Origin of the sequence: Pseudarthrobacter quantipunctorum (genome assembly GCF_045291495.1) — a bacterium.
Classification (GTDB): domain Bacteria; phylum Actinomycetota; class Actinomycetes; order Actinomycetales; family Micrococcaceae; genus Arthrobacter; species Arthrobacter quantipunctorum.
This window is the reverse complement of record NZ_CP148033.1, coordinates 1319532-1343026: the sequence shown is the minus strand read 5'-3', so window position 1 is coordinate 1343026 and position 23495 is coordinate 1319532. Positions and strand designations below refer to the sequence as shown.

Annotated in this window: 18 protein-coding genes and 2 tRNA genes; 7 read left to right on the top strand and 13 right to left on the bottom strand. The window is 65.0% G+C overall.

Annotated elements, in window-relative coordinates; translation table 11 throughout:
• Nucleotides 1-2: 2 nt before the first annotated feature.
• The 5 genes from WHH00_RS06175 to WHH00_RS06155 all read right to left on the bottom strand — a co-directional run bounded on the left by WHH00_RS06175 (nucleotide 3) and on the right by WHH00_RS06155 (nucleotide 6360).
• Nucleotides 3-1094, bottom strand: coding sequence for an ABC transporter permease (locus WHH00_RS06175; protein WP_190609954.1), 1092 nt, complete (start codon nucleotides 1092-1094; stop codon nucleotides 3-5).
• A gap of 142 nt (nucleotides 1095-1236) precedes the next feature.
• Nucleotides 1237-2871: an ABC transporter substrate-binding protein gene (locus WHH00_RS06170; RefSeq protein ID WP_406637378.1), complete on the bottom strand. Its 1635-nt coding sequence runs from the start codon at nucleotides 2869-2871 to the stop codon at nucleotides 1237-1239.
• Nucleotides 2872-3108: 237 nt separating this feature from the next.
• Entirely contained in the window at nucleotides 3109-4245 is a 1137-nt protein-coding gene (gene mnmA / locus WHH00_RS06165) for a tRNA 2-thiouridine(34) synthase MnmA (protein ID WP_406637376.1), read from the bottom strand.
• A gap of 139 nt (nucleotides 4246-4384) precedes the next feature.
• A complete protein-coding gene (locus tag WHH00_RS06160) occupies nucleotides 4385-5614 on the bottom strand; it encodes a cysteine desulfurase family protein (RefSeq protein WP_406637374.1) in 1230 nt (409 codons plus the stop codon).
• Between the two features lie 47 nt (nucleotides 5615-5661).
• On the bottom strand, nucleotides 5662-6360 hold the full coding sequence (locus WHH00_RS06155) for a hypothetical protein (protein WP_406637373.1): 699 nt from the start codon (nucleotides 6358-6360) through the stop codon (nucleotides 5662-5664).
• Between the two features lie 199 nt (nucleotides 6361-6559).
• Here WHH00_RS06155 and WHH00_RS06150 point away from each other — a divergent pair, with 199 nt between their 5' ends.
• From WHH00_RS06150 to WHH00_RS06135, 4 genes are all read left to right on the top strand, one after another.
• The gene (locus WHH00_RS06150) at nucleotides 6560-7510 is read left to right on the top strand and encodes a J domain-containing protein (protein ID WP_406637371.1); all 951 of its coding nucleotides are present in this window, start codon (nucleotides 6560-6562) and stop codon (nucleotides 7508-7510) included.
• 22 nt (nucleotides 7511-7532) lie between these two features.
• On the top strand, nucleotides 7533-8000 hold the full coding sequence (locus WHH00_RS06145) for a tRNA (cytidine(34)-2'-O)-methyltransferase (protein WP_406637369.1): 468 nt from the start codon (nucleotides 7533-7535) through the stop codon (nucleotides 7998-8000).
• A gap of 195 nt (nucleotides 8001-8195) precedes the next feature.
• Nucleotides 8196-8804 carry a sigma-70 family RNA polymerase sigma factor gene (locus WHH00_RS06140; RefSeq protein ID WP_400514053.1) on the top strand — a complete coding sequence of 203 codons (609 nt, stop codon included), beginning with the start codon at nucleotides 8196-8198 and terminating at the stop codon, nucleotides 8802-8804.
• Between the two features lies 1 nt (nucleotide 8805).
• A complete protein-coding gene (locus WHH00_RS06135) occupies nucleotides 8806-9702 on the top strand; it encodes an anti-sigma factor domain-containing protein (protein ID WP_406637367.1) in 897 nt (298 codons plus the stop codon).
• Between the two features lie 76 nt (nucleotides 9703-9778).
• On the opposite strand, the gene WHH00_RS06130 is transcribed toward WHH00_RS06135, so the two are convergent.
• The 4 genes from WHH00_RS06130 to WHH00_RS06115 all read right to left on the bottom strand — a co-directional run bounded on the left by WHH00_RS06130 (nucleotide 9779) and on the right by WHH00_RS06115 (nucleotide 14211).
• Entirely contained in the window at nucleotides 9779-10558 is a 780-nt protein-coding gene (locus tag WHH00_RS06130; protein WP_406637364.1) for a PIG-L deacetylase family protein, read from the bottom strand.
• Between the two features lie 4 nt (nucleotides 10559-10562).
• Nucleotides 10563-11510, bottom strand: a complete 948-nt coding sequence (locus tag WHH00_RS06125) for an electron transfer flavoprotein subunit alpha/FixB family protein (protein ID WP_406637362.1) — start codon at nucleotides 11508-11510, stop codon at nucleotides 10563-10565.
• A 14-nt stretch (nucleotides 11511-11524) separates the two neighbouring features.
• Nucleotides 11525-12325 (bottom strand): electron transfer flavoprotein subunit beta/FixA family protein, encoded by an 801-nt coding sequence (locus WHH00_RS06120; RefSeq protein ID WP_406638511.1) that lies wholly within the window; start codon nucleotides 12323-12325, stop codon nucleotides 11525-11527.
• 236 nt (nucleotides 12326-12561) lie between these two features.
• The gene (locus tag WHH00_RS06115; protein WP_406637360.1) at nucleotides 12562-14211 is read right to left on the bottom strand and encodes a trypsin-like peptidase domain-containing protein; all 1650 of its coding nucleotides are present in this window, start codon (nucleotides 14209-14211) and stop codon (nucleotides 12562-12564) included.
• A 286-nt stretch (nucleotides 14212-14497) separates the two neighbouring features.
• On the opposite strand from WHH00_RS06115, the gene WHH00_RS06110 reads away from it, so the two are divergent.
• The 3 genes from WHH00_RS06110 (at nucleotide 14498) to WHH00_RS06100 (ending at nucleotide 18983) form a co-directional block, all read left to right on the top strand.
• Complete coding sequence (locus WHH00_RS06110; protein WP_406637358.1) at nucleotides 14498-16546, top strand: TPM domain-containing protein; 2049 nt, start codon at nucleotides 14498-14500, stop codon at nucleotides 16544-16546.
• Between the two features lie 110 nt (nucleotides 16547-16656).
• Nucleotides 16657-17448 (top strand): PspA/IM30 family protein, encoded by a 792-nt coding sequence (locus WHH00_RS06105; protein ID WP_231457986.1) that lies wholly within the window; start codon nucleotides 16657-16659, stop codon nucleotides 17446-17448.
• A gap of 101 nt (nucleotides 17449-17549) precedes the next feature.
• On the top strand, nucleotides 17550-18983 hold the full coding sequence (locus tag WHH00_RS06100) for a cryptochrome/photolyase family protein (protein ID WP_406637356.1): 1434 nt from the start codon (nucleotides 17550-17552) through the stop codon (nucleotides 18981-18983).
• Nucleotides 18984-19021: 38 nt separating this feature from the next.
• Here the strand turns inward: WHH00_RS06100 and WHH00_RS06095 are convergent, their stop codons facing one another.
• From WHH00_RS06095 to WHH00_RS06080, 4 genes are all read right to left on the bottom strand, one after another.
• Complete coding sequence (locus WHH00_RS06095; RefSeq protein ID WP_406637354.1) at nucleotides 19022-19954, bottom strand: cytochrome b/b6 domain-containing protein; 933 nt, start codon at nucleotides 19952-19954, stop codon at nucleotides 19022-19024.
• Between the two features lie 142 nt (nucleotides 19955-20096).
• Nucleotides 20097-20170, bottom strand: a tRNA-Met gene (locus WHH00_RS06090).
• Nucleotides 20171-20304: 134 nt separating this feature from the next.
• Nucleotides 20305-20378: transfer RNA gene (locus WHH00_RS06085), tRNA-Met, on the bottom strand.
• 121 nt (nucleotides 20379-20499) lie between these two features.
• Complete coding sequence (locus tag WHH00_RS06080) at nucleotides 20500-23484, bottom strand: UPF0182 family protein (protein ID WP_406638509.1); 2985 nt, start codon at nucleotides 23482-23484, stop codon at nucleotides 20500-20502.
• Between the last annotated feature and the right edge of the window lie 11 nt (nucleotides 23485-23495).

The window sequence follows — 23495 nt, the reverse complement described above, 5'->3', positions numbered from 1 at the left end:
CGTCAGTACCTCACGCGGGGATCGATCAGCGCGGCGATGATGTCCACGATGAAGTTGGTCATGGCCACGATGATGGCCAGCAGCACCACGATGCCCTGGACGGCCACGAAGTCACGGGCCGTGAGGTAGTTGGCGAGCTGGAATCCCAGGCCCTTCCACTCGAAGGTTTTCTCGGTCAGCACCGCCCCGCCGAGCATCACTGCTATTTGCAGGCCCATCACCGTGATGATGGGTATCAGGGCTGGTTTGTAGGCGTGCTTGGTGACCAGGCGGTATTCGCTGACACCCCTGGACCGGCCGGCCTCGATGTAGTCCCTGCCCAGGGTGCCGATGACGTTGGTCCGGACGAGGCGGAGGAAGATGCCGGCTGTCAGCAGGCCCAAGGCCACCGCGGGCAGCACGGCGTGGGCCATGACGTCTCCGAGGGCGGCCATGTTGCCGCTTCGAAGCGCGTCGAGCCAGTAGATTCCGGTGGGCGCTTCCAGGGACGTCAGGGCAAGTTCGCTGGACGTCTTTGCCCGCCCTGCGACCGGCAGCCAGCCGAGCCAGACGGAGAAGGTCAGCTTCAGGAGCATGCCGGCGAAGAACACGGGGGTTGCGTAGCAAAGAATGGCGAAGACGCGCAGGACGGCGTCCGGCGCCTTGTCCCGGCGGTGGGCCGCCACCATGCCCAGGGGAATGCCGACCAGGAGGGCGACGAGCAGCGCGTTGATGCTCAGCTCAAGGGTGGCCGAACCGTAGGTTGTCAGCATTTCGACGACGGCGCGGTTGTCCGTCAGCGTCCGTCCGAAGTTGCCGGTGGCCAGCTGGCCGAGGTACTCGAAATATTGGACCAGGATGGGCCGGTCGTAGCCGGCGGCCTGGATCCGCTCCTGGAGCTGGTCCGCCGGCAGGCGCCCGCCCATGGCTGCGGTGATGGGGTCACCGGTGATCCTCATCAGGAAGAAGACCATGGTGACCAGTATGAAGATGGTGGGGAAGATCAGCAGGAAACGGACCAGGATGTACTGTCCCAGTCCGCCGCCGGATGATTTTTTGGCGGCCGGGAGCAGGCCGTCCGCGTCAGTTGGTGGCGCGTCGATCAATGTCGTCATGGGTACCTCAGGTTGTCTTTGCGGTGCCCGCGTTGGGCCTGCACCGCTTCCCGACCAGCACGCGGGGCGGGACACGTGCGCCTGGCATCAGGTGCACCGCGTCCCGCCCCGTGTGCGGTCAGAGCCGGATGGTTCGGTGGACCTACTTGGACATCACGCCAAGACGGGTCTTGAACGAGGCATCGAGGGTCTTTTCGACTCCCTGGACATCCGTTCCGGCCACCATGACCTGGGCACCCTGCAGCAGCGGCAGCGTGGAAAGGTCCTTGGCGATGGCTTCCTGGGCCTGGCCCAGGAGTTCGCTCCGCTCCGCCTTGTCCGCGGTGACCAGCTGCTTCTTGACAATGTCCGTCACGGCCGGGTTCTCGTAATGGTTGCCGAGGAAGTTGCCCGGGATGAAGAACGGCGTCAGGTAGTTGTCCGCATCCGAATAGTCCGGGAACCAGCCCAGCTGGTACACGGGGTAAGCGTCGGCCCGGCGTTCCTTGGTGTAGGTGGTCCATTCGGTCGACTTGAGGTCCACGGTGAACAGCCCTGACTTTTCGAGCTGTTCCTTCACCAGCGCGTACTCGTCGGCTGCCGAGGTGCCGTAGCGGTCCGTGTACTGCAGCTTCACGTCGACCACCGAGGTGATGCCGGCGTCGGCCAGGACCTGCTTTGCCTTGTCCAGGCTCGGCTTGCCGCTGCCGTCGCCGTAAAGGCTCTTCAGCGGCTCCGTTGCGCCTTCGAATTCCTTGGGCACGTAGGAGTAGACCGGGGTGTAGGTGTCCTTGAAGACCTGCGAGGCAATCACGTCGCGGTCAACAAGGTGGGCGATGGCCTGGCGTACAGCGAGGGCTTTGGCAGGATCGGCTTCCGGGGTCTTCGCGCCGAACGGCATGGTGTCGAAGTTGAAGACCATGTAACGCAGTTCCCCGCCAGGGCCCTTGTGGACCTTCACCTTGTCGTCGTTCTCGAGGTCTGCGACGTCGGTGGCGGTAAGGATCCGCCCGGCGACGTCGATGTTGCCCTGCTGGACGTCGAGCTTCAGGTTGTTCGGGTCGGCGTAGTGCTTGAGGGTGGCACCGTCGTTGGCCGCTGCGCCCAGCATCCCCTGGTAATCCGGATTGGGCTTGAAGCTGACCAGTTCGTTCTTCTTGTAGCTTTCGATCGTGTACTGGCCGGCGAAGGGCTTGGCCGCGACGATGGCGTCGTCGTCCATGATCTTGTCTGCCGGGAAGACTTCCTCGTCCACGATCGGGCCCGGGTTGGAAGCGAGGACGCCCGGGAACACCTGGTCGTTGCCGGCGGCAAGGGTGAACACCACGGTGTTGGCGTCCGTCGCCTCGATCTTCTCCATGTTGGAGAGCAGTGACGCCGGCCCATTGGGGTCATCGATCGATTTGACCCGGTTGAAGGAGAACACCACGTCGGAGGAATCCAGCGTGTTGCCATTGGCGAATTTCAGGCCGGGCTTGAGCTTCACCGTGTATTCGGTGGGGCTGGTAAAGGAGGCGGACTCGGCGATGTCCGGGGCGGCATCGGCAGTGCCGGGCTTGTAGTTGAGCAGGAAGGGATAAATCTGGTTCATGACCATGAAGGATCCGCCGTCATAGGACCCGGCCGGATCAAGGGTGACCACTTTGTCCGTGGTGCCGTACGTGATGGCACCACCCCCTGCATCGCCGGTCGAGGTCCCGCCGCCTCCGCCTGAGGGGCCCGTGCAGGCCGTCAGTGCGAGGGCGGAAATGCCTGCCAGCGCGATTGCGCCGTGCAGTGCTTTATTGCTCTTCGTCATCTGTGAACTTTCTGTTCGATGAGTGCGCGCCCGCCGACCGCTGATGGGTGCATTTGCTCAGGCGGGAAGCGCGCGGTGCTGATGCCTAGATTCAATCAGAGAGTCAACACTCAGACCGGCCCATTTTGTGAGTTGAGACACAAAATTTACCTGATTGCTCCACAGCCACCGGTAACCCGAGGCATAACCAACAACACCACCCCGGCGGAACCGGGGCGGTGTTGTTGTAATGATGGATTAGAGCTCGGCGCGCTGAAGGGACCGGGCAGCGTCAATCGTCGCCTGGCCCAGCACCCGGCTGCCCTGGTAAAGGACGATCGTCTGGCCGGGAGCCACTCCCCGCAGCGGGGTAGCGAGCCGGACTACCAATTGTCCGGGGGCACCCGGGTCGTCGCCGGCCGTTTCCATGCGGGCGCTCGCAGGCACGGGGTCGCCGTGGGCCCGGACCTGGGCGTGGCAGTCAAATTCCTCGCCAGTCCCTATCTCGGTGATTGGCAGTCCTGCCCAGGAGACCTTGATGCCACGGATCTCGTCGATCGCCAGCAACGCCTCGGGGCCCACCACCACTTTGTTTTCCTTGGGCCGGATCTCAAGGACGAACCGGGGCTTGCCGTCGGCTGCGGGTGTGCCCAGCTTCAAACCGCGGCGCTGGCCCACGGTGAAGGCGTTGGCGCCCGGGTGCTCCCCGACCTTCGTGCCGGTTTCGTCCACGATGTCCCCGGTGGACATGTCGATTTTTTCGGCGAGCCATCCCGCGGTGTCACCGTCAGGGATGAAGCAGATATCGTGGCTGTCCGGCTTGTTGGCCACCGAGAGGCCGCGGCGCTCGGCTTCCGCACGCACTTCAGCCTTGGAGGGCGTGTCGGCCAGCGGGAACATGGAGTGCTTGAGCTGCTCATGCGTCAGGACGCCCAGGACGTAGCTCTGGTCCTTGGCCCAGTCCGCGGCACGGTGGAGCTCGCGGTTACCGTCGGCATCCTCGATGACCTTGGCGTAGTGTCCGGTGCACACAGCGTCAAACCCCAGGGCGATGGCCTTTTCCAGGAGTGCGGCGAACTTGATCCGCTCGTTGCAGCGCATGCAGGGGTTGGGCGTGCGTCCGGCCGCATATTCATCGATGAAGTCCTGGACGACGTCTTCCTTGAACCGCTCGGAGAAATCCCAGACGTAGTACGGGATGCCCAGGACGTCGCACGCGCGCCAGGCATCGCGGGAGTCCTCGATGGTGCAACAGCCGCGGCTTCCGGTGCGCAGCGTGCCGGGCATGCGTGAGAGCGCCAGATGGACGCCGACGACGTCATGCCCCGCCTCGACGGCGCGGGCGGCGGCAACGGCGGAGTCGACTCCGCCGCTCATGGCTGCTAGAACTCGCATGGTGGCTTTCTGTTGGGGAAGGTCCGGCTCTGGCCGGTGCTGGCGGACGCGCTGGGTAACAGGAAGGCAGGCTCCCGAAAACGATCCTTGCCTATCTATTCTACGGCCACTGCCCCACGTTCTTTAAGGCGGGGCTCCTTCAGCCGCCGCTGGAGGCCCGGCGGGCCAGGGTTCCTGCCGTCTGGATGCTGGACTCATGCCCGGCCATCCCCGCCTGGCGGGCCCGTGCGTAGGCATCAGGCAGTGCGGCCAGGAGGGCGTCGACGTCGCCCTCCACGGAGGCATGGCCCAGGGTGAAGCGCTGCGCGCCGCGGGCGGTCTCCTCGTCCAGGCCCATGGCCAGCAGGACGTGGGAAGGCCGGGGCACACCCGCTGTGCAGGCCGAACCGGTGGACGACTCCACGCCTGCCAAGTCCAGGAGGAACAGCAGGGAATCCCCCTCGCACCCGGGGAAGGTGAAGTGCGCATTGCCGGGGAGCCGGCCGTTCCCGGCAGCACCACGCAGGACTGCTTCCGGAATCCGTTCCAGGACACCGTCAACCAGCTTGTCGCGCAGGCCCGCGATGCGTTCGGACTCGGCGCCCAGGGTGGCTGCAGCCTTCCCCGCGGCAGCTGCGAAGGCTGCGATGGATGCGGTGTCCAGGGTGCCCGAGCGGACGTCTCGTTCCTGGCCTCCGCCGTGCTGGACGGGGGTCAGTTTCACTGCCCGCCCCAGCAGGAGTGCGCCCACCCCCACCGGTCCGCCAATCTTGTGGCCGGAGATGGACATGGCGTCCAGGCCTGAGGCTTTGAAATCCACGGGGAGCGAGCCGAACGCCTGGACCGCGTCCGAGTGCACGGGGACGCCAGCGGCGTGCGCCAGCTCCACGATCCTGGTGATCGGCTGGACAGTGCCCACCTCGTTGTTGGCCCACATGACTGTGACCAAGGCAATGGTGTCCGGCTCACGGGACAGTTCCGCTTCAAGGACAGCGAGGTCCACCACTCCGTCGCTGTCCACCGGCAGCCACACGACCTCCGCGCCTTCGTGCCGTTCCAGCCATTCCACCGTGTCCAGGACCGCGTGGTGTTCGACGGCGGAGCAGAGGATGCGGCGCCGTGCGGGCATGCCGGCCACACGGGACCAGTACAGCCCCTTTACGGCCAGGTTGTCCGACTCCGTACCACCCGAGGTGAAAATGACTTCCGATGGATGGGCCCCGGCGGCGGCAGCAACAGCCTCCCGGGCATCCTCCACGGCACGGCGGGCCCGCCGGCCGGAACCGTGCAGCGATGACGGGTTGCCGGTGCGGGCCAGTTCACGGGTCAGCGCGGCCAGCGCCTCAGGTGCAAGGGGGGTGGTTGCTGCATGATCGAGGTAAACGGGCACGCCACAATTCTACCGGCCCGCCCTCCCGGGCTGATGCCGTCCTGCTGCTAGGCGGATGGCGGGATCAGAGGCAGGAAACGGGCGACGTCGGCCCTCGCCCCTGCGAGCGCGGCAGCGTCGGGGCACGAAAGGGAGATATAGACGGACGAACCGGCTGTGCCGAACACCCGGGCCAGCACTGCAGTTGCCCTTCCTGCCGGCTGGGCTGCCTGCTCCAGGGCCAGGACCTCAACAGTCCTGCCGGGCCCTTCCGGGTCCTCGCCCCACCGCAGGGTCTCGGCCTTCAGGTAGCCGGGCAGGATGGACGGGTCCAGATACTCAAAAAGTGCAACGGTGGATTCCTTGTCATCACCCCGGACCAGGGCGGCCTGGTTGGTGCGCACCTTGGCCGCCACAAGGCAACCGTCCCCCTTCACGTACCGGGCTTCGCCGGCCACGTTGCCGCCGGCGGCCTTCCATCCCGGCGCCTCCTTCAGCCCGTCCGCGATGCCTATGGGCTTGCCGGGGGCCAGGCTGCCGCCGGCGGCAAAGGGAAGATCCTGCGCGGCCACCGCAGCAGCGTCATGGCCAGGGGTAATGGTGGGCGTTGCCATCACCGGCGTACTGGCGGCAGGTTGCGGAGCCGCAGGGTCCCGCACGTCCACGCTGCAGCCGCCGGCCAGCACAGCTCCAAGGGCGGCTGCCAGCACCGGCACCACCCGTCGCCTGGCCCCGCCGGCCAATCCCGCCGTCGTCGGCATATCCATCCCTGCCCCAATACGTTCCGCCGCGGCCAGGACAGCCGCGCATCCACGAGTCTAAATGCACCTGCCCGGGGGCCGCACCAGGTCCGTGGCCCTCGGGGGAACCTTGCGGGGCTGGAGCGTCGTTGTTCAAGACAGGCCGTTAAACTGTGCGGACCGGGCTACCTGCGAAGACTGGCCATACCAACAGAAGGATGAGGGCTTGACCGAGAGCAGCAGCTCCTATTACCAGGTACTTCGCGTGGCGGTAACTGCCACGGAGAAGGAGATCAAGGTGGCCTACCGCAGGGCTGCAAGGACCGCGCATCCCGATCACGGCGGAGACGCCGCCGCGTTCCGGCAGGTGACCCGTGCCTACGAGACCCTCATCGACCCCACCCGCAGGAAAGCCTACGACCGCTCCTACGCAGCCGGCACGCTCCGCAACGAGGACTCGGACGGGGAAGCGCATTTCGACGCGCCTCCGGCCGGCAGCCGCGCGTCGGCCACCGTGCACAGGCAAGGCAACGCCCGGAACACCGCGGGAGACCCACCTGTGTACGTCCCGCCGTATGATGACTCCCCCGCCGGCGGGGTCCCGCTGGTTCCCCTTTCGGTCGCCAGCCAGCAGGTGCACGGCATGCCCCGCAAACGCGGTATTTTCGGGGCCGAGGCCCGCATCCAGCGGGAGATGCGCACCGTCCAGCTCCTGACCCGCCAGGTCCTGCCGGCCATCCCTGCCGCACGCCTGGTCAACGGCCTCCAGTCCCCAGCCGACAACAGCCACATCGACCACGCAGTCCTGTCCGGGTACCGGCTCGCACTGATCGGCTCCATGCTCCTGCCTAAGGGCGCCTATGCCTGGGACGGGCGCACGTTGAACCACGGAGGCCGCGCCATCGCCCCGCCGCAGCTCACGCACGTTGTCCGGGCCATGCAGGACATCTTCCCGGAGCTGAACGTCACGGGCTGGACCGTGGTGCTCAACCCTGGCGGCAACCTCCACGAGCCCGTCATAGACAACCACCGCCGTTCAGCCGGCGCCCTCGAGGCGGTCCAGGTTGTCAACGCGGCGGGGATGGTGCGTGGGCTGAAGGAATTCCTTGCTGCCGGGCCCGCGCCCAATACGGTCAATGTTCCGGTGCTGGCCAGGCTGCTGCGCGGCATGCACTGACAACGGTGGCTAGGATGGAACGGTGTTCCGCATCCTTTTCCACGCCCCCGAAATCCCCGGCAATACCGGCAATGCCATCAGGCTCGCGGCCATCACGGGTGCCGAACTGCACCTCGTGGAACCGCTGGGGTTCGACTTCTCGGATGCAAAGCTCCGCCGTGCCGGGCTGGATTACCACGACCTCGCCGTCGTTACAGTGCACGCCGGCATCGAGGAGGCGTGGCAGCACCTGCGACCGGAGCGGGTCTACGCCTTCACCTCCGACGGTGCCGCCAGCTATACCGATATCTCCTACCAGCCGGGCGACGTCCTCATGTTTGGCCGGGAGTCCGTGGGACTGCCGCCGGAACTGAAGTCGGATCCGCATGTGACCGCCACGGTGCGGCTGCCCATGCTTCCGGCCCTGCGCTCCCTGAACCTTGCCAACGCCGCCTCCATCGCCGTCTACGAGGCCTGGCGCCAGCAGGGCTTTGCCGGCGCCAAAATCTGACACCGCAGGGGCCGGCAACTTCTTTGCGCATCCGGCCCATCCATCCTGGCGGCTGCTCCGAATCACTCCTGACAACATTTCCAGGCGTTCGAGGAGCTGCAGGTGACATTGCTGGAGTCAAGATCCAGGACCTCACGCAGCAGCCACGGCGCTACTGCTGAGGATTCACGGCCGGGAGACTTATGCTTGGTAGTGATGGAAACCCCCAACGCGCCACATTCCGAGGCCCACGCCGCGGTGACAGACCCCCCGGCCGACCTCAGCCACCGGCTTTCAGTCCTGCTGGAAGGCATAGGCCGGGGTGACCAGGCGGCCTTCGCCGAGTTCTACCAGCTCACGTCCCGCCGCGTCTTTGGCATGGCCCGCAGGGTTTTGATCGATCCCGAACTCAGCGAGGACACTACGCAGGAGGTCTTCCTCCAGGTATGGCAGAACGCCTCCAAGTTCGATCCCAAAGCCGGGAGCCCGCTTTCCTGGCTGATGACGATCTCGCATCGCCGGGCCGTGGACAGGGTCCGGTCCTCGCAGTCCTCCACGGATCGCGAGGCCAAGTACGGCGCCAGCACCCAGGACATCGACCACGACTCCGTGGCGGACCAGGTGGGAAGCAGGCTGGAGGCGGAGGCTGTGGTGCGGTGTTTGGAGACACTGACCGAAACACAGCAGGAGTCCGTGCGCCTGGCGTACTACGGCGGCCTCACCTACCGGGAAGTTGCCGAACGCCTGAACGCCGCAGTTCCAACCATAAAATCCCGCATCCGCGATGGATTGATCCGACTGAAGACCTGTCTGGGGGTGAGTTGAGATGACTGAAACCAACAATGGCCGCAATGGCCGTTCCGGTTCCTTTGGCGACACCGTTGCCATGGACCTGGCTTCGGGCCGCGCTGTGGACCTGGCCGAGCTCTATGCACTGGATGCTGTGACCGATGGGGAACGCCAGGCAATCGAACAGTACATGTCTGCCGCCCCGGCGGCGGAACGGACCGAATTCTTCGACCGGGTGCGCCAGGCGAGGGAAACCCTGGCACGGACCTTCCGCGTCGAGGATCAGCCGCCTGCTGATCTTTTCGACCGTATCGTTGCCCAGCTGCCCGTCCAGGGCAGCTGCCCGGACGCCGGCAACCCGGCTCCTCCTGCCCCAGGACAAAGTGCAGCAGGTCAGTCCGCACCGGGACAGCCGGCAGCAGGGCAAGCGCCTTTTGCCGGCGGCGACGAACTTGCCAGGGCCCGGCAGCGGCGCGAAGAACGGCGCCGTCCTGGAGGCACACGCCGTTGGCTCGCCGGCGTCGCGGCTGCCGCCGCCATAGCCTTGGGCGGTGTAGGCGTGGGGTCCTACCTGGCTGACCAGAATGACCCAATGAACCAGGTGGTGCGTGCCGGAGACCTGCGCGAAGCCTCGGTGGACGTAGCGGGCGGCGGTACCGCGACCCTCCTGATTTCCTCGTCGGAGGATGCCGCCGTCGTCAAAATGAACGGCGTTCCCGCCCCGCCGGAGGGAAAGGTTTACCAGATGTGGCTGATCCCCAAGGACGGCTCGGCGCCGGTGTCCCAAGGCCTGATGGATGAGGAAGCTCTGTCCAAGCCCGCAGTGGTGGAGGGGATTTCCTCCGCAGCAGCGCTCGGCATAACGGTGGAGCCGGCGGGCGGATCCCAGTCCCCAACCCTGCCCACGGTTGCCGCCGCCCCGCTGGGGGCCTGAGGCACCAGCCAGGACGCCAAAAGCGCCCCGTTCCATTCCGTCAAGGGAAGGAGCGGGGCGCTTTTGCCTGTACTTGTCAGAAGCCGGCGATGGTTCCGGGCCCGTTGACCGCCACCACGTGGAAGGCCTCAGCACTGCGCCCGTCCGCAAGCCCCGCCCTGGCAGCGTTCACCCTCATGCCCTGCCGGACTGTTGCCTCCATGGCTTCCACATCAGGGTGCTGGCTGACGTGGACATGGATCGCCCCCAGCTTGGACTCCACGTGGTCGGTGACATCCACAAAGTGGTTCTCCCGCTCCTCGGGCCCGGCATAGAGCCACAGCCACGGGAGCTTGTAGGCCTCCAGCCCTGCCTCTGCCAGTTCCGGGTAGGCGAAGGGGTTTTCCACGGCCGGGTACACGGCGCGGGTTACGGCCTCCCCCACCGCGAGATGGTCCGGGTGGCTTTTCTGGATGCGCTTCCAGTTCCGTTCCGGGTGCATGGAAAGCACGACGTCGGGACGGATTTCCCGGATCAGCTTCACCACGCCCTTCATCACCTCGTGCGAGGGTTCAAGGAACCCGTCCCGCTGGTGGAGGTAGTGGATATCGGTGACCCCGACCAGCTCCGCGGCGCGGCGCTGCTCAGCGTCGCGGAGGGCGATGATGCCGGGCCGGTGCGCCGGATCGAAGCCGCCGGCGTCGCCGTCGGTCATGATGCAGTAGCTGACCTGAACGCCGGCGGCCGTCCAGGCAGCGATGGTGCCGGCAGCCCCGAAATCAATGTCATCCGGGTGCGCCGCAAAACAGAGCACCCGCCCAACCCGGTGTACGTCCGGGTTGAACGGGCTCTGTGCCTGCTGGGGAAAGGCATTCAAAGAGTCAGCCTTTTCGCTTCTTGATCTCCGCGGTGGCCTGCGGGAGGACGTCGAAGAGGTCACCCACGATGCCGAAGTCCGCGATCTCGAACACCGGAGATTCGGCATCCTTGTTCACGGCAACAATGACCTTTGCCGTCTGCATGCCGGCTTTCTGCTGGATGGCTCCTGAAATACCCGCCGAAATGTAAAGCTGCGGGGACACGGTTTTTCCGGTCTGCCCCACCTGCGCGTCATGGCTGATCCAGCCGGCGTCGGTGGCCGCACGGGAGGCGCCAACTGCGGCTCCGAGCGCGTCGGCCAATTCCTCCACCGGCCCGAAGTCGCCGTCCAGGCCGCGTCCGCCGGCTACGACGATGCGGGCATCGGTAAGGTCGGGCCGGCCGCTGGCAACCTTCTGCTCCCGGGCCGTTATCCGGGCCGCGGCGCTGACGGCGGGCACCTCGACGGTGACGGTCTCCAGCGCAGACGGGCCCGCAGCGGGTTCGGGAACCACATTGTTCGCCTTGACGGTCAGCACGCTGACCGCCGTGCCAGCCTTGCAGGCGGTGTTGTAGGAACCGGCCAGGACTGACTTGTGCGCGGTGCCGTCCGCATCCACGGCAACGACGTCGGTGATGACTCCAGCGCTGAGGCGGATTCCCGCCCTGGCTGCGATCTCCTTGCCTTCCGGCGAGTTGTCCAGCAGGACTATCGAGGCCCCGGCCTGTTCAGCGGAAGCGGCCACGTAGGCCGCCTTGGGTGCCACAAGGAAATCATCGAGGTCATCGGCAGAGGGGAGCAGCACCGTGCTGACGCCGTACTCCGCAAAGCTGGCCGCGACGTCGTCGTGCAGCTTTCCGTTGAGGGCAACCGCGGTTTCCCCGAGCGACCGTCCCAGCGTGAGCAGCTCAAGGCTGCTCTTCTTCAGCGACGTGCCGGGGTTGTCAATGAATACAAGTACTTTTGCCATGTCTGTGGTCCCTCTTAGAGCAGCTTCTGGGCGGCCAGGAAGTCAACGAGCTTGATGCCGGCGTCGCCTTCGTCGGTGATGATGGTGCCGGCGGTCCGGGGCGGACGCTCCTCGGCGCTGAGCACGCTGGTCCAGGAACCTGTGTGTCCAACCTGCGACGGGTCCAGCCCGATGTCGGCCAGGGAGAGGGTGGTGATGCTCTTGCGCTTGGCAGCGATAATCCCCTTGAAGTTGGGGTAGCGCGGCTCGTTGATCTGGTCTGTCACCGAGACGAGAGCGGGGAGGGGGGCTTCGACTGTCTCGGAGGACGTGTCGGCGTCGCGGCGCGCGGTGAGGCGGCCGCCGTCGACCTCCAGCGAGGACGCGAAGGTGACCTGCGGGAGTCCCAGGCGCTCCGCGAGCTGCGCGGGAACCAGCGAGGTTTCCCCGTCGGTTGAGGCCATGCCGGTGAGGACCAGGTCCACGGGCGCGCCAGCGCCCAGGTGCCTGATGGCCGCAGCCAGCGCCAGCGACGTGGCCGCGGCGTCCGAACCTGCAAGGGCACCATCAGTGAGGTGCACACCTTCGGTTGCACCGATCTGCAGTGCCTTCTTGATGGCGTTCACTGCACCCGAGGGGCCCATGCTCAGGGCGATGACCTGGTTTCCTGCCTTGGCTCCGCCGCGGGCTTCGGCCAGCTGCAGCGCTGCCTCCAGGGCGTATTCGTCAAGCTCGGACAGGATGCTCTCGTCGCGGTCAGTCGTGTAGCCCTCACCGGTGAGGTGGCGGTCAAACTGGGCGTCCGGTACATGCTTGACCAGGACGATGATCTTCAATGTATCTTCCACTGTGTTTACAGCAGCCTTCCATGCTTGTGGACAGCCAGCCGGGTGAGGTCATGGCCGCGGAATGCCCGGCATGCGGGTAGCTCCTAGCTAACCATATAGGCGCACTCCGGCGCCCTCTTCCGTTAACGCCTGTGTCAGCGCTCCCCCGGCTGCCGTTCACGGCGGATGCACAACGACGGCGGCGCCCGCCACGTGGGGGGCGCCGCCGTCTGTCCTTGCCTGTGCTAGCTGGCTGCGGCACCCAGGGTGACGTCGAACGTCTGTTCCTTGCCGTTCCGAAGGACGGTGATCTTGACGCTGGACCCGGCGGGCTGTTCCCGGACCGCCGCGGTCAGCTGTTCAGGTTCACCAATGGCGAGATCGTTGAATTTGGTGATTACGTCGCCCACCTTGATCCCTGCCTTGCCGGCTGCGGAATCGGCCTCCACGGTGGCAACGTCCGCGCCGACCGAGAACCCTGATGCGGCGCTGGAGGCAGTTTTCTTCTTCACGCTCACACCCAGCTGGCCGTGCGAGGCCTTGCCGGTGTCAATTATTTCCTGCGCCACCCGCTTGGCATGGTTGATGGGGATGCTGAAGCCGACTCCGATGTTTCCGCTGGTTGAGGACGCGCTGGATCCCGCGGATGCGATGGCCACGTTGACGCCGATAACCTCGCCGCTGCTGTTAACCAGGGCACCGCCGGAATTTCCCGGGTTGATGGCGGCGTCAGTCTGGATGACATTGATGGAGATCTCGCCCTGGTCCGCCGTCTGCTGGCTCTGGCCCCCGCCCGGAGGCGCGAACTGGAATCCGCCTTCGTCATCGCCCTCGGCGTTGTCCCCTTCTTCGGGCGCGGCCGCGGAGGCGACACTGATGGTCCTGTTCAGCGTTGAAACGATGCCGTCGGTCACCGTGCCGGTGAGGCCCAGCGGCGAGCCGATGGCGATGGCGGTGTCCCCCACGTTGAGCTTTCCGGAGTCCCCCAGGGTGGCGGGGGTGAGGCCTGAGGCGTTATCCACCTTGATCACCGCGAGATCAGATAGTGGGTCCGTGCCCACGAGTTTGGCGGTGAGCACCTTGCCGTCACTGGTCCGGACTTCAAGGGCAGCGTCGGCCGTCTGGCCGTCCAGGGTGACAACATGGGTGTTGGTGAGGACATGGCCCTCGTCGTCCAGGATGATCCCTGAGCCCGTGCCGCCGGCGCCGCCGCTTGAGGCACTGATGGTCACCACGCTGGGCGACGCCTTCAGGGCAGCTGCCGTAATGGCGTTGACGTTGTCCTTGTTGTTGACGATGACTGTGCCGGGCTGGCTGTTGCTGCTCACGGCAGCACCGGAACCGGCGTTGCCGGACAGTTCCGCGGAACCAACAGTGGCCACTCCCCCTCCCACCAGCCCGGCCGCCAGAATGCTGGCTACGAGGGTACCCACGCCGAACGTCGCTTTGCGCCGCGGGGCATCCTTGGGATTCGGGGCGAAGGAGTTGCCGCTGTGGGCGCTGCCGGCGCCGAGGTTGGTTGCTCCGTGGTCCTGGCCCGCGTACTGGCGGTCCTGGCTGGCGTAGCCGTAACCGGGGTGGGGCGCCTGGAACTGGCCGGGCCCCTGGGCCGCGGAGGGGTCCTGGCCAGCGGTGTGCTGCCCGCCGTAAAAGGGCTGCCGCTGGGGGTAGACGGGACGCTGGGTTCCGGGAAGTTCCTGGGTAGGGTTGCCGCCCTGCTGTTCAAGCCGCTCAGTGGGGTACTGGCGGGAGCCAGACTCGCTCACGCCGGGATCGCCTGCGGGCCGCTCTCCGGCAGCAGGCTCCTGCGTGTGTTCGGCGTGCTGCCCCCAGGGATCCTGCCGGTCCTGGCCGGTGTTCCTCGGGGCGGGACCCGGCGTCTGGTTCTCAGTCATGGGACTTCCTTTCATCCTCGTCTGCATTAACTATGGACTCCCTGGCTGGAACAAGCTCGGATGTTTGCTGAGAGCTTCCTGAAGGGGCGTCCCGCTCCGGACTGGCGTGCAGTTGGCGTTTCGCTGCTGGCATATTCGGGCCGATGGACTGGCTGTGGGGTGCACCATAGAATCAAGATGAATTGCCACAGCGACCTGCGGCTTCACACCAAGCGTGGGGGCGCTGCTGGATTCTGAGACGACTGATTCGTCCCGAATCGGTGTCAGGCGTGCTGAAGGGTTGCACATGCGGTCAAAGTTCAAACGTATATTCGCCGTGATCGGGCTTACCGCCTTCCTGGCGATGCCAGCCGGCGCGGTCTGGGCCGAGGATCCGGTGAGCATTCCCTCCGGCCAGAACATCGTGGATAACGCGGATGTACTCGGAGGCCGCGAGGGCGAAGTCCAAGAAGCCATCCAGAAGTTGCTGAAGGACGACAAATACAATCTCTACGTCGTGACCGTTGACAGGTTCACCAACCCAACGGTGCCAGCAGACTGGGCCGCAGCCGTTGCCACGCGGAAGGGCATGGGCAGGTCCGACGCCATCCTCGCGATAGCCAAGGACGACGGCAAATTCAGCTTTGTACTAAACTCTGCCAGCCCCATCAAGTCGAAGCAGGGGGCAATAAGCCAGAACGCTGTCACGGCCAACTTGGCCGGCGGCAACCCGGATTTCGCCCAGGCAGCAATTGACACGGCAGCGGCGATTGGGGATGCCGCCAGTGGCGGCAGCGGTGACGTACCCTCTGATGCGGGCGCCGGCGCAGCCGTTCTGGTCGGAACGGGCGTTGTCGCAGCTGGTGGTGCCGGCGCGTACCTCTACTTCCGCAACAAGCGCAAGAAGACAGCCGGTCAGGCAGCCAACGCCAGCTATGGCCCGCAGGGCGCTGAGCTCGATCCGCTGGCGTCACTGAGCATCGAGGAACTCCGCCGCAAGGGCGGCTCCCTGCTGATCGAGGCGGACGATGCCATCAAGTCCAGCGAGCAGGAACTCATGTTCGCCCAGGCTCAGTACGGTGATTCCGCCGTCGGCAATTTCACCAAGGCGCTGAACGAAGCCAAGGCCCATCTGAGCGAATCCTTCAAACTGCAGCAGCAGCTGGACGACCACATCCCGGACACCGAAGAGCAGCAGCGGACGTGGCTCGGCGAGATCATCCGCCGGTCCGAAGCCGCGCTGGCGTCCCTCCAGGAGCAGAAGGCGGACTTCGATTCCCTGCGTGAACTTGAGAAGAACGCACCGCAGGCGCTTGCGGCTGTCAACGCCGGTGCGCGCGAAGCTGACTCTAAGATCTCCAGCGCGGAAGAGTCCCTCACCTCACTCCGTTCGAAGTATTCGGAAAGCGCCCTGACCCAGGTTTCCGACAACATCCTGCAGGCCAAGGAACGCTTGGCATTCGTGCAGAACGCCACCGCCACCGCCCAGCAGAAGCTGGCTGAGGGCGAAGGCAGCCTGGCCGCTGTGGCAGTCCGCGCAGCCGAAGAGAGCCTGCACCAGACCAACGTCCTCCTGGATGCCATCGCCAAGGTTTCCTCCAACCTGGATGAAGCCCGGAGCAGCCTTGAAAGTGCAGTCGTGGACACCTCCCAGGACCTCGCGCAGGCACGGGCCATGATCCAGTCGGGCGCCCACCCCGAATTGGCTGGACCGGTAGCCGGAGTTGAAAACGCCCTCGCGCAGGTCAAGGCAGAAATCCAGGGCGGCAAGATCGACCCCATTGCCACGCTGCAGCGCGTTGAGACTGCCCACCAGTCCCTGGACCAGGCCCTCAGTGGCATCAGGGATCAGCAGGAACAATCCCGCCGGGCACAGGCTTCGCTCCAGCAGACCATCATGTCTGCCCAGGCCCAGATCAGCGCGACGTCGGACTACATCACTGCCCGCCGTGGCGGTGTGGGCACAGAGGCACGCACGCGGCTGGCCGAGTCGCAGCGGAACCTTGACTATGCCCTGTCCATTTCACGCACCGATCCTGTGACCGCCCTGACCTACGCACAGCAGGCCCACGCCCTGGCCGCGCAGGCCGCCCAGCTGGCGCAGACGGACGTGGACCACTTTGGCGGCTACGCCAACCAGGGCTACGGCCGCGGCGGGATGTTTGGAGGAGGCGGCGGCGGAGGCCTCGGCGGCGCCATCCTGGGCGGCATCCTCATCAACTCGATCCTCAACGGAGGCGGTGGGGCGGGCTGGGGCGGCGGCCACAGCGACGGCGGAGGGTGGGGCGGCGGCGATATCGGCGGCGGAGACTTTGGCGGTGGCGACTTCGGCGGCGGCGATTCCGGCAGTTTCTGACCACCACAAATAGGCGCCGGTCCGTAATCTGCGCCCGCTACATCAAAGCAACACACAAAACTGTTCACTGATTTCAGTGGTCACCACAGAGCAGGACGAAAGGTAGCAACATGGTTAAGCAGTCCATCTTTGGCCGTATCGCGCAGCTGGCTAAGGCAAACATCAACACTTTGCTGGACAACGCTGAGGATCCCCAGAAGATGCTGGACCAGATGGTCCGCGACTACACGAACAACATCGCTGAGGCCGAGTCCGCCGTGGCACAGACCATCGGCAACCTGCGGATGCTCGAGGATGACTACCGCGAGGACGTCAAGAACGCACAGGACTGGGGCAACAAAGCCCTCGCGGCCTCGCGGAAGGCGGACGAATACCGCGCCAGCGGCGACACGGTTGATGCCGAGAAGTTCGACAACCTTGCCAAGGTGGCCCTCCAGCGCCAGATGTCCGCCGAAAACGAAGCCAAGGGAGCAGAACCCAGCATTGCCTCCCAACGCGAAGTGGTGGACAAGCTCAAGTCCGGCCTGGACCAAATGAAGGGCAAGCTCAACGAGCTGACCAGCAAACGGAACGAACTCGTGGCCCGGTCGAAGACCGCTGCCGCCCAGTCCCAGGTTCACGACGCCATCAAGAGCATCGATTTCATGGATCCCACCAGCGAAGTGGGCCGCTTCGAGGAAAAGATCCGCCGCGAGGAGGCCAAGGTCCGTGGCCAGCAGGAACTCGCCGCCTCGAGCCTGGACGCACAGTTCAACCAGCTTGAGGACCTTGGTGAGCAGGTTGAAATCGAAGCGCGCCTGGCGGCCCTGAAGTCCGGCAACTCCTCAAAGCCGGCCATTGGCGCCTCGGGTTCAGCAGCAACAGCCTCAACGGTGGACGAAGCAGACTTCGACAAACTCTGAGCAGGGGCGGGACGTACCACCTGCCGAAGAAACAAAAGGTAGGGCCGGGGCCATCGATGGCCCCGGCCCTACCTGTCCCTGCCAGTGTGTAGCGTGGTTGCATGGCTTCTTCCACTGAGACTTCCATCGTCTGGCTCCGTGACGATCTTCGGCTTGATGACAATCCGGCTCTTTCCGAGGCTGCAGCGCTCGGCCTGCCCTTGACTGTCGTCTACATCCTCGACGAGGAGTCCGATGGTGTCCGGCCGCTTGGAGGAGCCACGAAGTGGTGGCTGCACCATTCCCTCGCCTCACTCGCCGCTGCCCTGGAAGCCAAAGGCTCCGGCCTGCTCCTCCGCCGCGGGCCGGCCGAGGAGATCATCAGGGAACTCGTTGCGGAAACCAACGCCCGCCACCTGTTCTGGAACCGCCGCTACGGCCAGCCTGAGCGCACGGTGGACGCTGCTCTCAAGGCGTGGGCCACTGAGAACGGTTTACAGGCTTCGAGCTACCAGGCGAACCTCCTGTTTGAGCCATGGACGGTCCAGACAGGCGCGGGCGGGCCGTACAAGGTGTTCACGCCGTTTTGGCGGGCCTGCCTGGCCGGCGCTGATATCCGCGACCCGCTCCAGGTTCCGGGAACGCTGCCGGCGCCTCCGAAGCGAACCCGGACTGCACAGGCGGACGACACACTTGATGGCTGGGGCCTCCTGCCCTCCGCCCCCGACTGGAGTGCCGGACTTGCCGCCGTCTGGGAACCGGGCGAGGACGGTGCAAGGAACCGGCTCGAGGATTTCCTGGACGGGCCGGCGGAGGAATACGGAACAGGCCGTAATATCCCTGGCGTGGAAGGTACCAGCCGGCTTTCACCCCATCTGCGGTTCGGCGAAGTCAGTCCTTTCCGCGTGTGGCGGCAGATCCGCCGCCGCTATCCGAACAAAGTGCCTGCCGACGTCGGCATCTTCCGCGCGGAGCTTGGCTGGCGGGAATTCTGCTGGCATCTTCTGTACACCAACCCGGACCTTGCCACCCGCAACTACCGTCCCGACTTTGACCGGTTCGAGTGGGAGAAGCCCGGCAAGGATGAGCTGGACGCCTGGCAACAGGGCCGGACCGGGTATCCCTTCGTCGATGCAGGCATGCGCCAGCTGTGGCAGACCGGCTGGATGCATAACCGGGTGCGGATGGCCGCGGCGTCTTTCCTTGTCAAGAACCTCCTGACGGACTGGCGCGTCGGGGAAGCCTGGTTCTGGGACACCCTGGTGGACGCGGACGCGGCCAGCAATCCTGCCAACTGGCAGTGGGTTGCCGGCTCAGGAGCAGACGCCTCACCGTACTACCGAATCTTCAACCCCGTCACGCAAAGCAAGAAATTCGACGCCGCGGGCAACTACCTGCGCCGCTTCATACCTGAGCTGGCGGACCTCGACGGTAAAGCCATCCACGAGCCCTGGAAGGCGGGCGTTGAACTGGACGGGTATCCCCGGCCCCTGGTGGACCTGCCCGAGTCCAGGGAGCGGGCCCTCGAGGCCTACCAGAAGCTCAGGGACAGCTGACCCGTCCCGGCTGGCAGGCCGCGGGCGGCCGGCTCCTGTCAGCGGCTGACTTTGCCCATCAGGGAGGCGATGGGCCGCAGGAACAGCGGGCGTGCCAGGAACCAGGCGGCCACCATCACCACAACCGAGGCGAGGAAGATCCAGAAGCCGAACCAGCCGTCGTCGTCTCGCACACCGTACATATGGTTGAGGTTGCGCAGGGCTCCAGTAGCCAGCACGAGGAAGACGTGCACGGCGATGAAAGCCACGAAGTAGATCATCACGGGGAAGTGGACGGCGCGCGCCCACTCGATGGGGAAGGCCCTGTTCAGGCCCGCAGCCTTCTTGGGCCACGCACCGGACATGCGCAGGCCCGTGACAAACGCCAGCGGAGCGGCAATGAAGACAGTACCGAAGTAGGAGAGCAACTGCAGGGCGTTGTAGTTGACCCAGCCGTTCTCGGTGGGCCAGTCCAGGGATGCGTACTGCAGGGCCGCGGACAGTGCATTGGGAATGACGTCCCAGCTCGTGGGAACAATCCGCATCCACTGGCCGGTGGCGAAAAGCAGGACCGCGAAGACCAGGCCGTTAAGGATCCACAGGACATCCAGCGTCAGGTGGAACCACAGCTCGAGGCTGATCTTGGTTGGCGGGTTCTTCGTCTTGATCAGGCCCTTGTTGTTCCGTGTCCAGTGTCCGCTGGGGCGGGTGGTGGTCCGCACCTGCCACCCTGTGCGGATGATCAGCAGCAGGAAGAACGCGTTCAGGAAGTGCTGCCAGGCGAGCCAGGCAGGAAAGCCTACCGGAGCGTTGTCCGGAAGCTCTGAGTGTCCCGGGTAGTCCGCCACGAAGGAAGCCACGGCAGGCAGCCCCATCAGCCACTTGGCAACCAGCACCACCAGGACCAGCCCTCCGAGGACGGCAGGCACCGCCCAGTAGAGTCGCGACCGCTTACCCGCCGCGGTACGGGGCTTCTTCGTGGGTGTGGACATCGAACAACATTCCTCTCGAGAATGACTGGCCAAGTGCTCACGTCGTGTGAGGCTCTGCGAAAGAGAATACTAGGAACTGCACGTATCCACGGAAAAAAGAAGACCCCGTCCGGCTGGTAGGCCGGTCGGGGTCTTCACATAGTTGCGGGGACAGGATTTGAACCTGTGACCTCTGGGTTATGAGCCCAGCGAGCTACCGAACTGCTCCACCCCGCGTCGCTGAAACAACACTACCCTAGTTTTCCGGCTTCGTTTTCCACTCCGGGATTTTCCCGTCGGATACCGCGATGGCGCCGGGCTTAAACGAAAACATCCGGACACTATTTCCAGTGTCCGGATGTTTCCTTCAGTTGCGGGGACAGGATTTGAACCTGTGACCTCTGGGTTATGAGCCCAGCGAGCTACCGAACTGCTCCACCCCGCGTCGCAAGAACTACTTTACCGGTACGTGAACACCAGGCCAAATTGGGAAGGCGTGATCTCCGTCTCGCCCACGGAAACGGCACCTGCCCCAAAGGAGCAGGTGCCGTTTACCTCCGCCGTAATCAGCTGGTGGCTGAGGGTGACGGGCTTGCTTCAGGGGCTCCGGTGGCTGCCGGCGCGGGGGTTGCCTCCGGCGCAGCCACCGGGATCTTGGCTTCCGCAGCCACAGCCTTCTGGAGGGCCGCCGCAATCTTCTTCTGCGCCTCGCCGTAGGCCGCGAAGTCCCCTGCGGCAAGGGCAGACTGTCCGGCCTGGATCGCCGCATTCGCTTCGTCCAGTGCGGCTTTCAGTTCAGCCTTGGCGTCCGCACCCGCAGGCGTTCCCGGCGCAGCCGGGTCTGCAGGGGTCTGGCCGTTGTTGTCCGAATCGCCTGCGGCAGCTCCGGAGTCCCCTCCGAAGAGCTGCTTCAGTGCCTCATCGAGGGTGGGAGCGAAGCCCACCTTGTCGCCGAAGGCCACAAGGACACGCTGCAGCGTGGGGTAGGACGTCTCGCCGGTGGACTTGAGGTACACAGGCTGGACGTACAGGATGCCGCCGCCCACCGGAAGCGTCAGCAGGTTGCCGTTGAGCACTTCAGAGGCACCCTGGCGCAGCAGGTTAAGTGCCTGGGACACCGTGGGATCGGAGTTGAACTTGTTTTGCGCCTGGCCGGGGCCCGGCACCTGGATCTCCGGCGGAATCTGCAGCAGCCTCAGCTTGCCGTAGCTCTCCGCCTTAACGCCTGCTTCGTTACCCGCATCCGAGTCAGCAGCCAGGAAGCCGTAGAGGACGTTTCGGGCGTTTCCGTTGACAATCTGCGGAATGAACGACGACGTCAGCTGGAAGGCGGGCTTGTCCTGGTCCGGCATCTGCAGCGACATGTAGAACGGCGGCTGCTTGACGCCGCTGTTGGAATCAACGGTGGGATCCGCCGGCACGCTCCAGACATCCTTGGTCTGGTAGAACGTGGACGGATCGGTTACGTGGTACTCCCCCAGGAGCTGGCGCTGGACCTTGAACAGGTCCTCCGGGTACCGGACGTGACTCATGACATCGCCGGACATCTCCGAGAACGGCTTGAGCGACGTGGGGAACACCTTCTGCCAGGACTTCAGCAGCGGGTCCTGGTCATCCCAGGCGTACAGGGTGACCGAACCGTCGTAGGCATCAACGGTGGCTTTCACGGAGTTCCGGATGTAGTTGACAGTGCTGTTGGGCAAGGCAACTGCTCGGCCGGACGTGGTTTGGGTGTCCGCCGTGGCGTCGGAGAGCCGCTCCTGCTGGGAGTACGGGTAGTACTGGCTGGTGGTGTAACCGTCCACGATCCACTTGACGCGCCCGTCCACCACAGCCGGATAGGCGTTGCCATCCACCGTCAGGTACGGGGCCACTTTTTCCACGCGCTCACGGGGATTGCGGTCGTAGAGGATCTGGGATTCCGGGTTGACGCCGTCCGAAAGCAGCAGGTCAGAGGACTGGAACTTGATGGAGTACAGCACGCGGTTGAAGAACGTTCCCACGTTGGGCCCGCCGTTGCCTTCAAAGGTGTACTGGTTGTCCCCCTCGCCTTCCCGGCCCGAAGGCCTGTCCTGCTCGCGGGCAGGGGCGCCGTCCGGGGCGCCGACGATCGAGTAGTCCGGAGAGGATTCACCGAAGTAGATCCGGGGCTCGTAGGTTGAGTCGTCACCAAGGACACCGGTCGACGGAATACCCGACTGCAGGAATTCCGGCTTGCCGTCCACCGTGAACTTGTTGCCCTTGGCAGCCACAACACCGTAGCCATGGGTGTACACCACGTGCTGGTTGAGCCAGCCCTGCTGGTTGGTGGCCACGTTGGCCGGGTTGAGTTCGCGGACCGCGATGACGGTGTCCTGGATCTTGCCGTCCACCTCGTACCGGTCCACGTTGAGGGCTTCCGGGAACTGGTAGTACGGGCGGTACTGTTCCAGCTGCGAGAACGCATCCGAAATCAGGTTCGGGTCCAGCAAGCGGATGTTTGCCGTGGTCTGGGCGTCCGGGGCGAGGGCCCCGGTGCTGGCTGTGTTGGTGGCGTCATAGCGTTCCACCTGGATCTTGTCCAGGCCGTAGGCCGCCCGTGTGTTATCGATATTGCGCTGGATGTATTCCTTTTCCAGCGTCTCTTCCGAGGGACGGACCTGGAACTGCTGGATCACCCAGGGGTAGACACCGCCGGCCAGGATCGACGTAATGACCAGCATCGCGGTTCCGATGACCGGCAGCCGCCATTTGCCGATGATGGCGGCAACCACGAACAGGATGGCAACGAGCACCGCTGCCACCGCAAGGATGGCCTTTGTGGGGATGACGGCGTTGACATCCGTGTAAAGGGCGCCGGCCCAGCGTCCGCTGTTGCTCTGCACTGCAGTGAAGCGGTCCAGCCAGAAGTTGATGCCAAGGAGCACCAGGAAGGAAGCGCCGGCGACGGCGATATGGATTTGCGCAGCCCGGCTGGTGAAGACACCGCGTTCCATCAGGCGGATGCTGCCGTAGAGGTAATGCGTCAGGATGCCCGCGATCCCGGCAATCACCACAACACTGATCAGGAATCCGGTCACGAAGCCGAGGAACGGGAGCGTCATCAGGTAGAAGCTGATGTCCATGCCGAATTCGGGGTCTTCTTTTCCGAAGGGCTCCTGGTTGAAGAACAGGAGGACCTTCTGCCACTGGCTGGCGGCTGCACTGCCGGCGAAGAGCCCGAAGAGGACGGGAAGGCCGATCATCACCACGCGGCGGACGGGTTCCAGCTGCGCCTGGTACCGGTTCAGGTTGTCCCTGATTTCCGAGTCGGGGGCGTACACCGGCCGGGCGTTGTACGCGATGCGGATGGCAAAAAACACCGCCAGGAACATGATGGCGAACCCGGCGGCGAAAATACCGATCCGGACCAGGTTCTCAGTGATGAACACCTCGATGAAGCCCAACTGCCGGTACCAGAGGACGTCGGTCCAGACGTTGGCGAAGAAGATGAAGCCCACTACCACCAGGGCAACAACGATCAAGGTGGGCGTCAACGCCCCGCGTCGTGAAGGGGGCCTGCCTGTGGACATGGTGCTGGCGG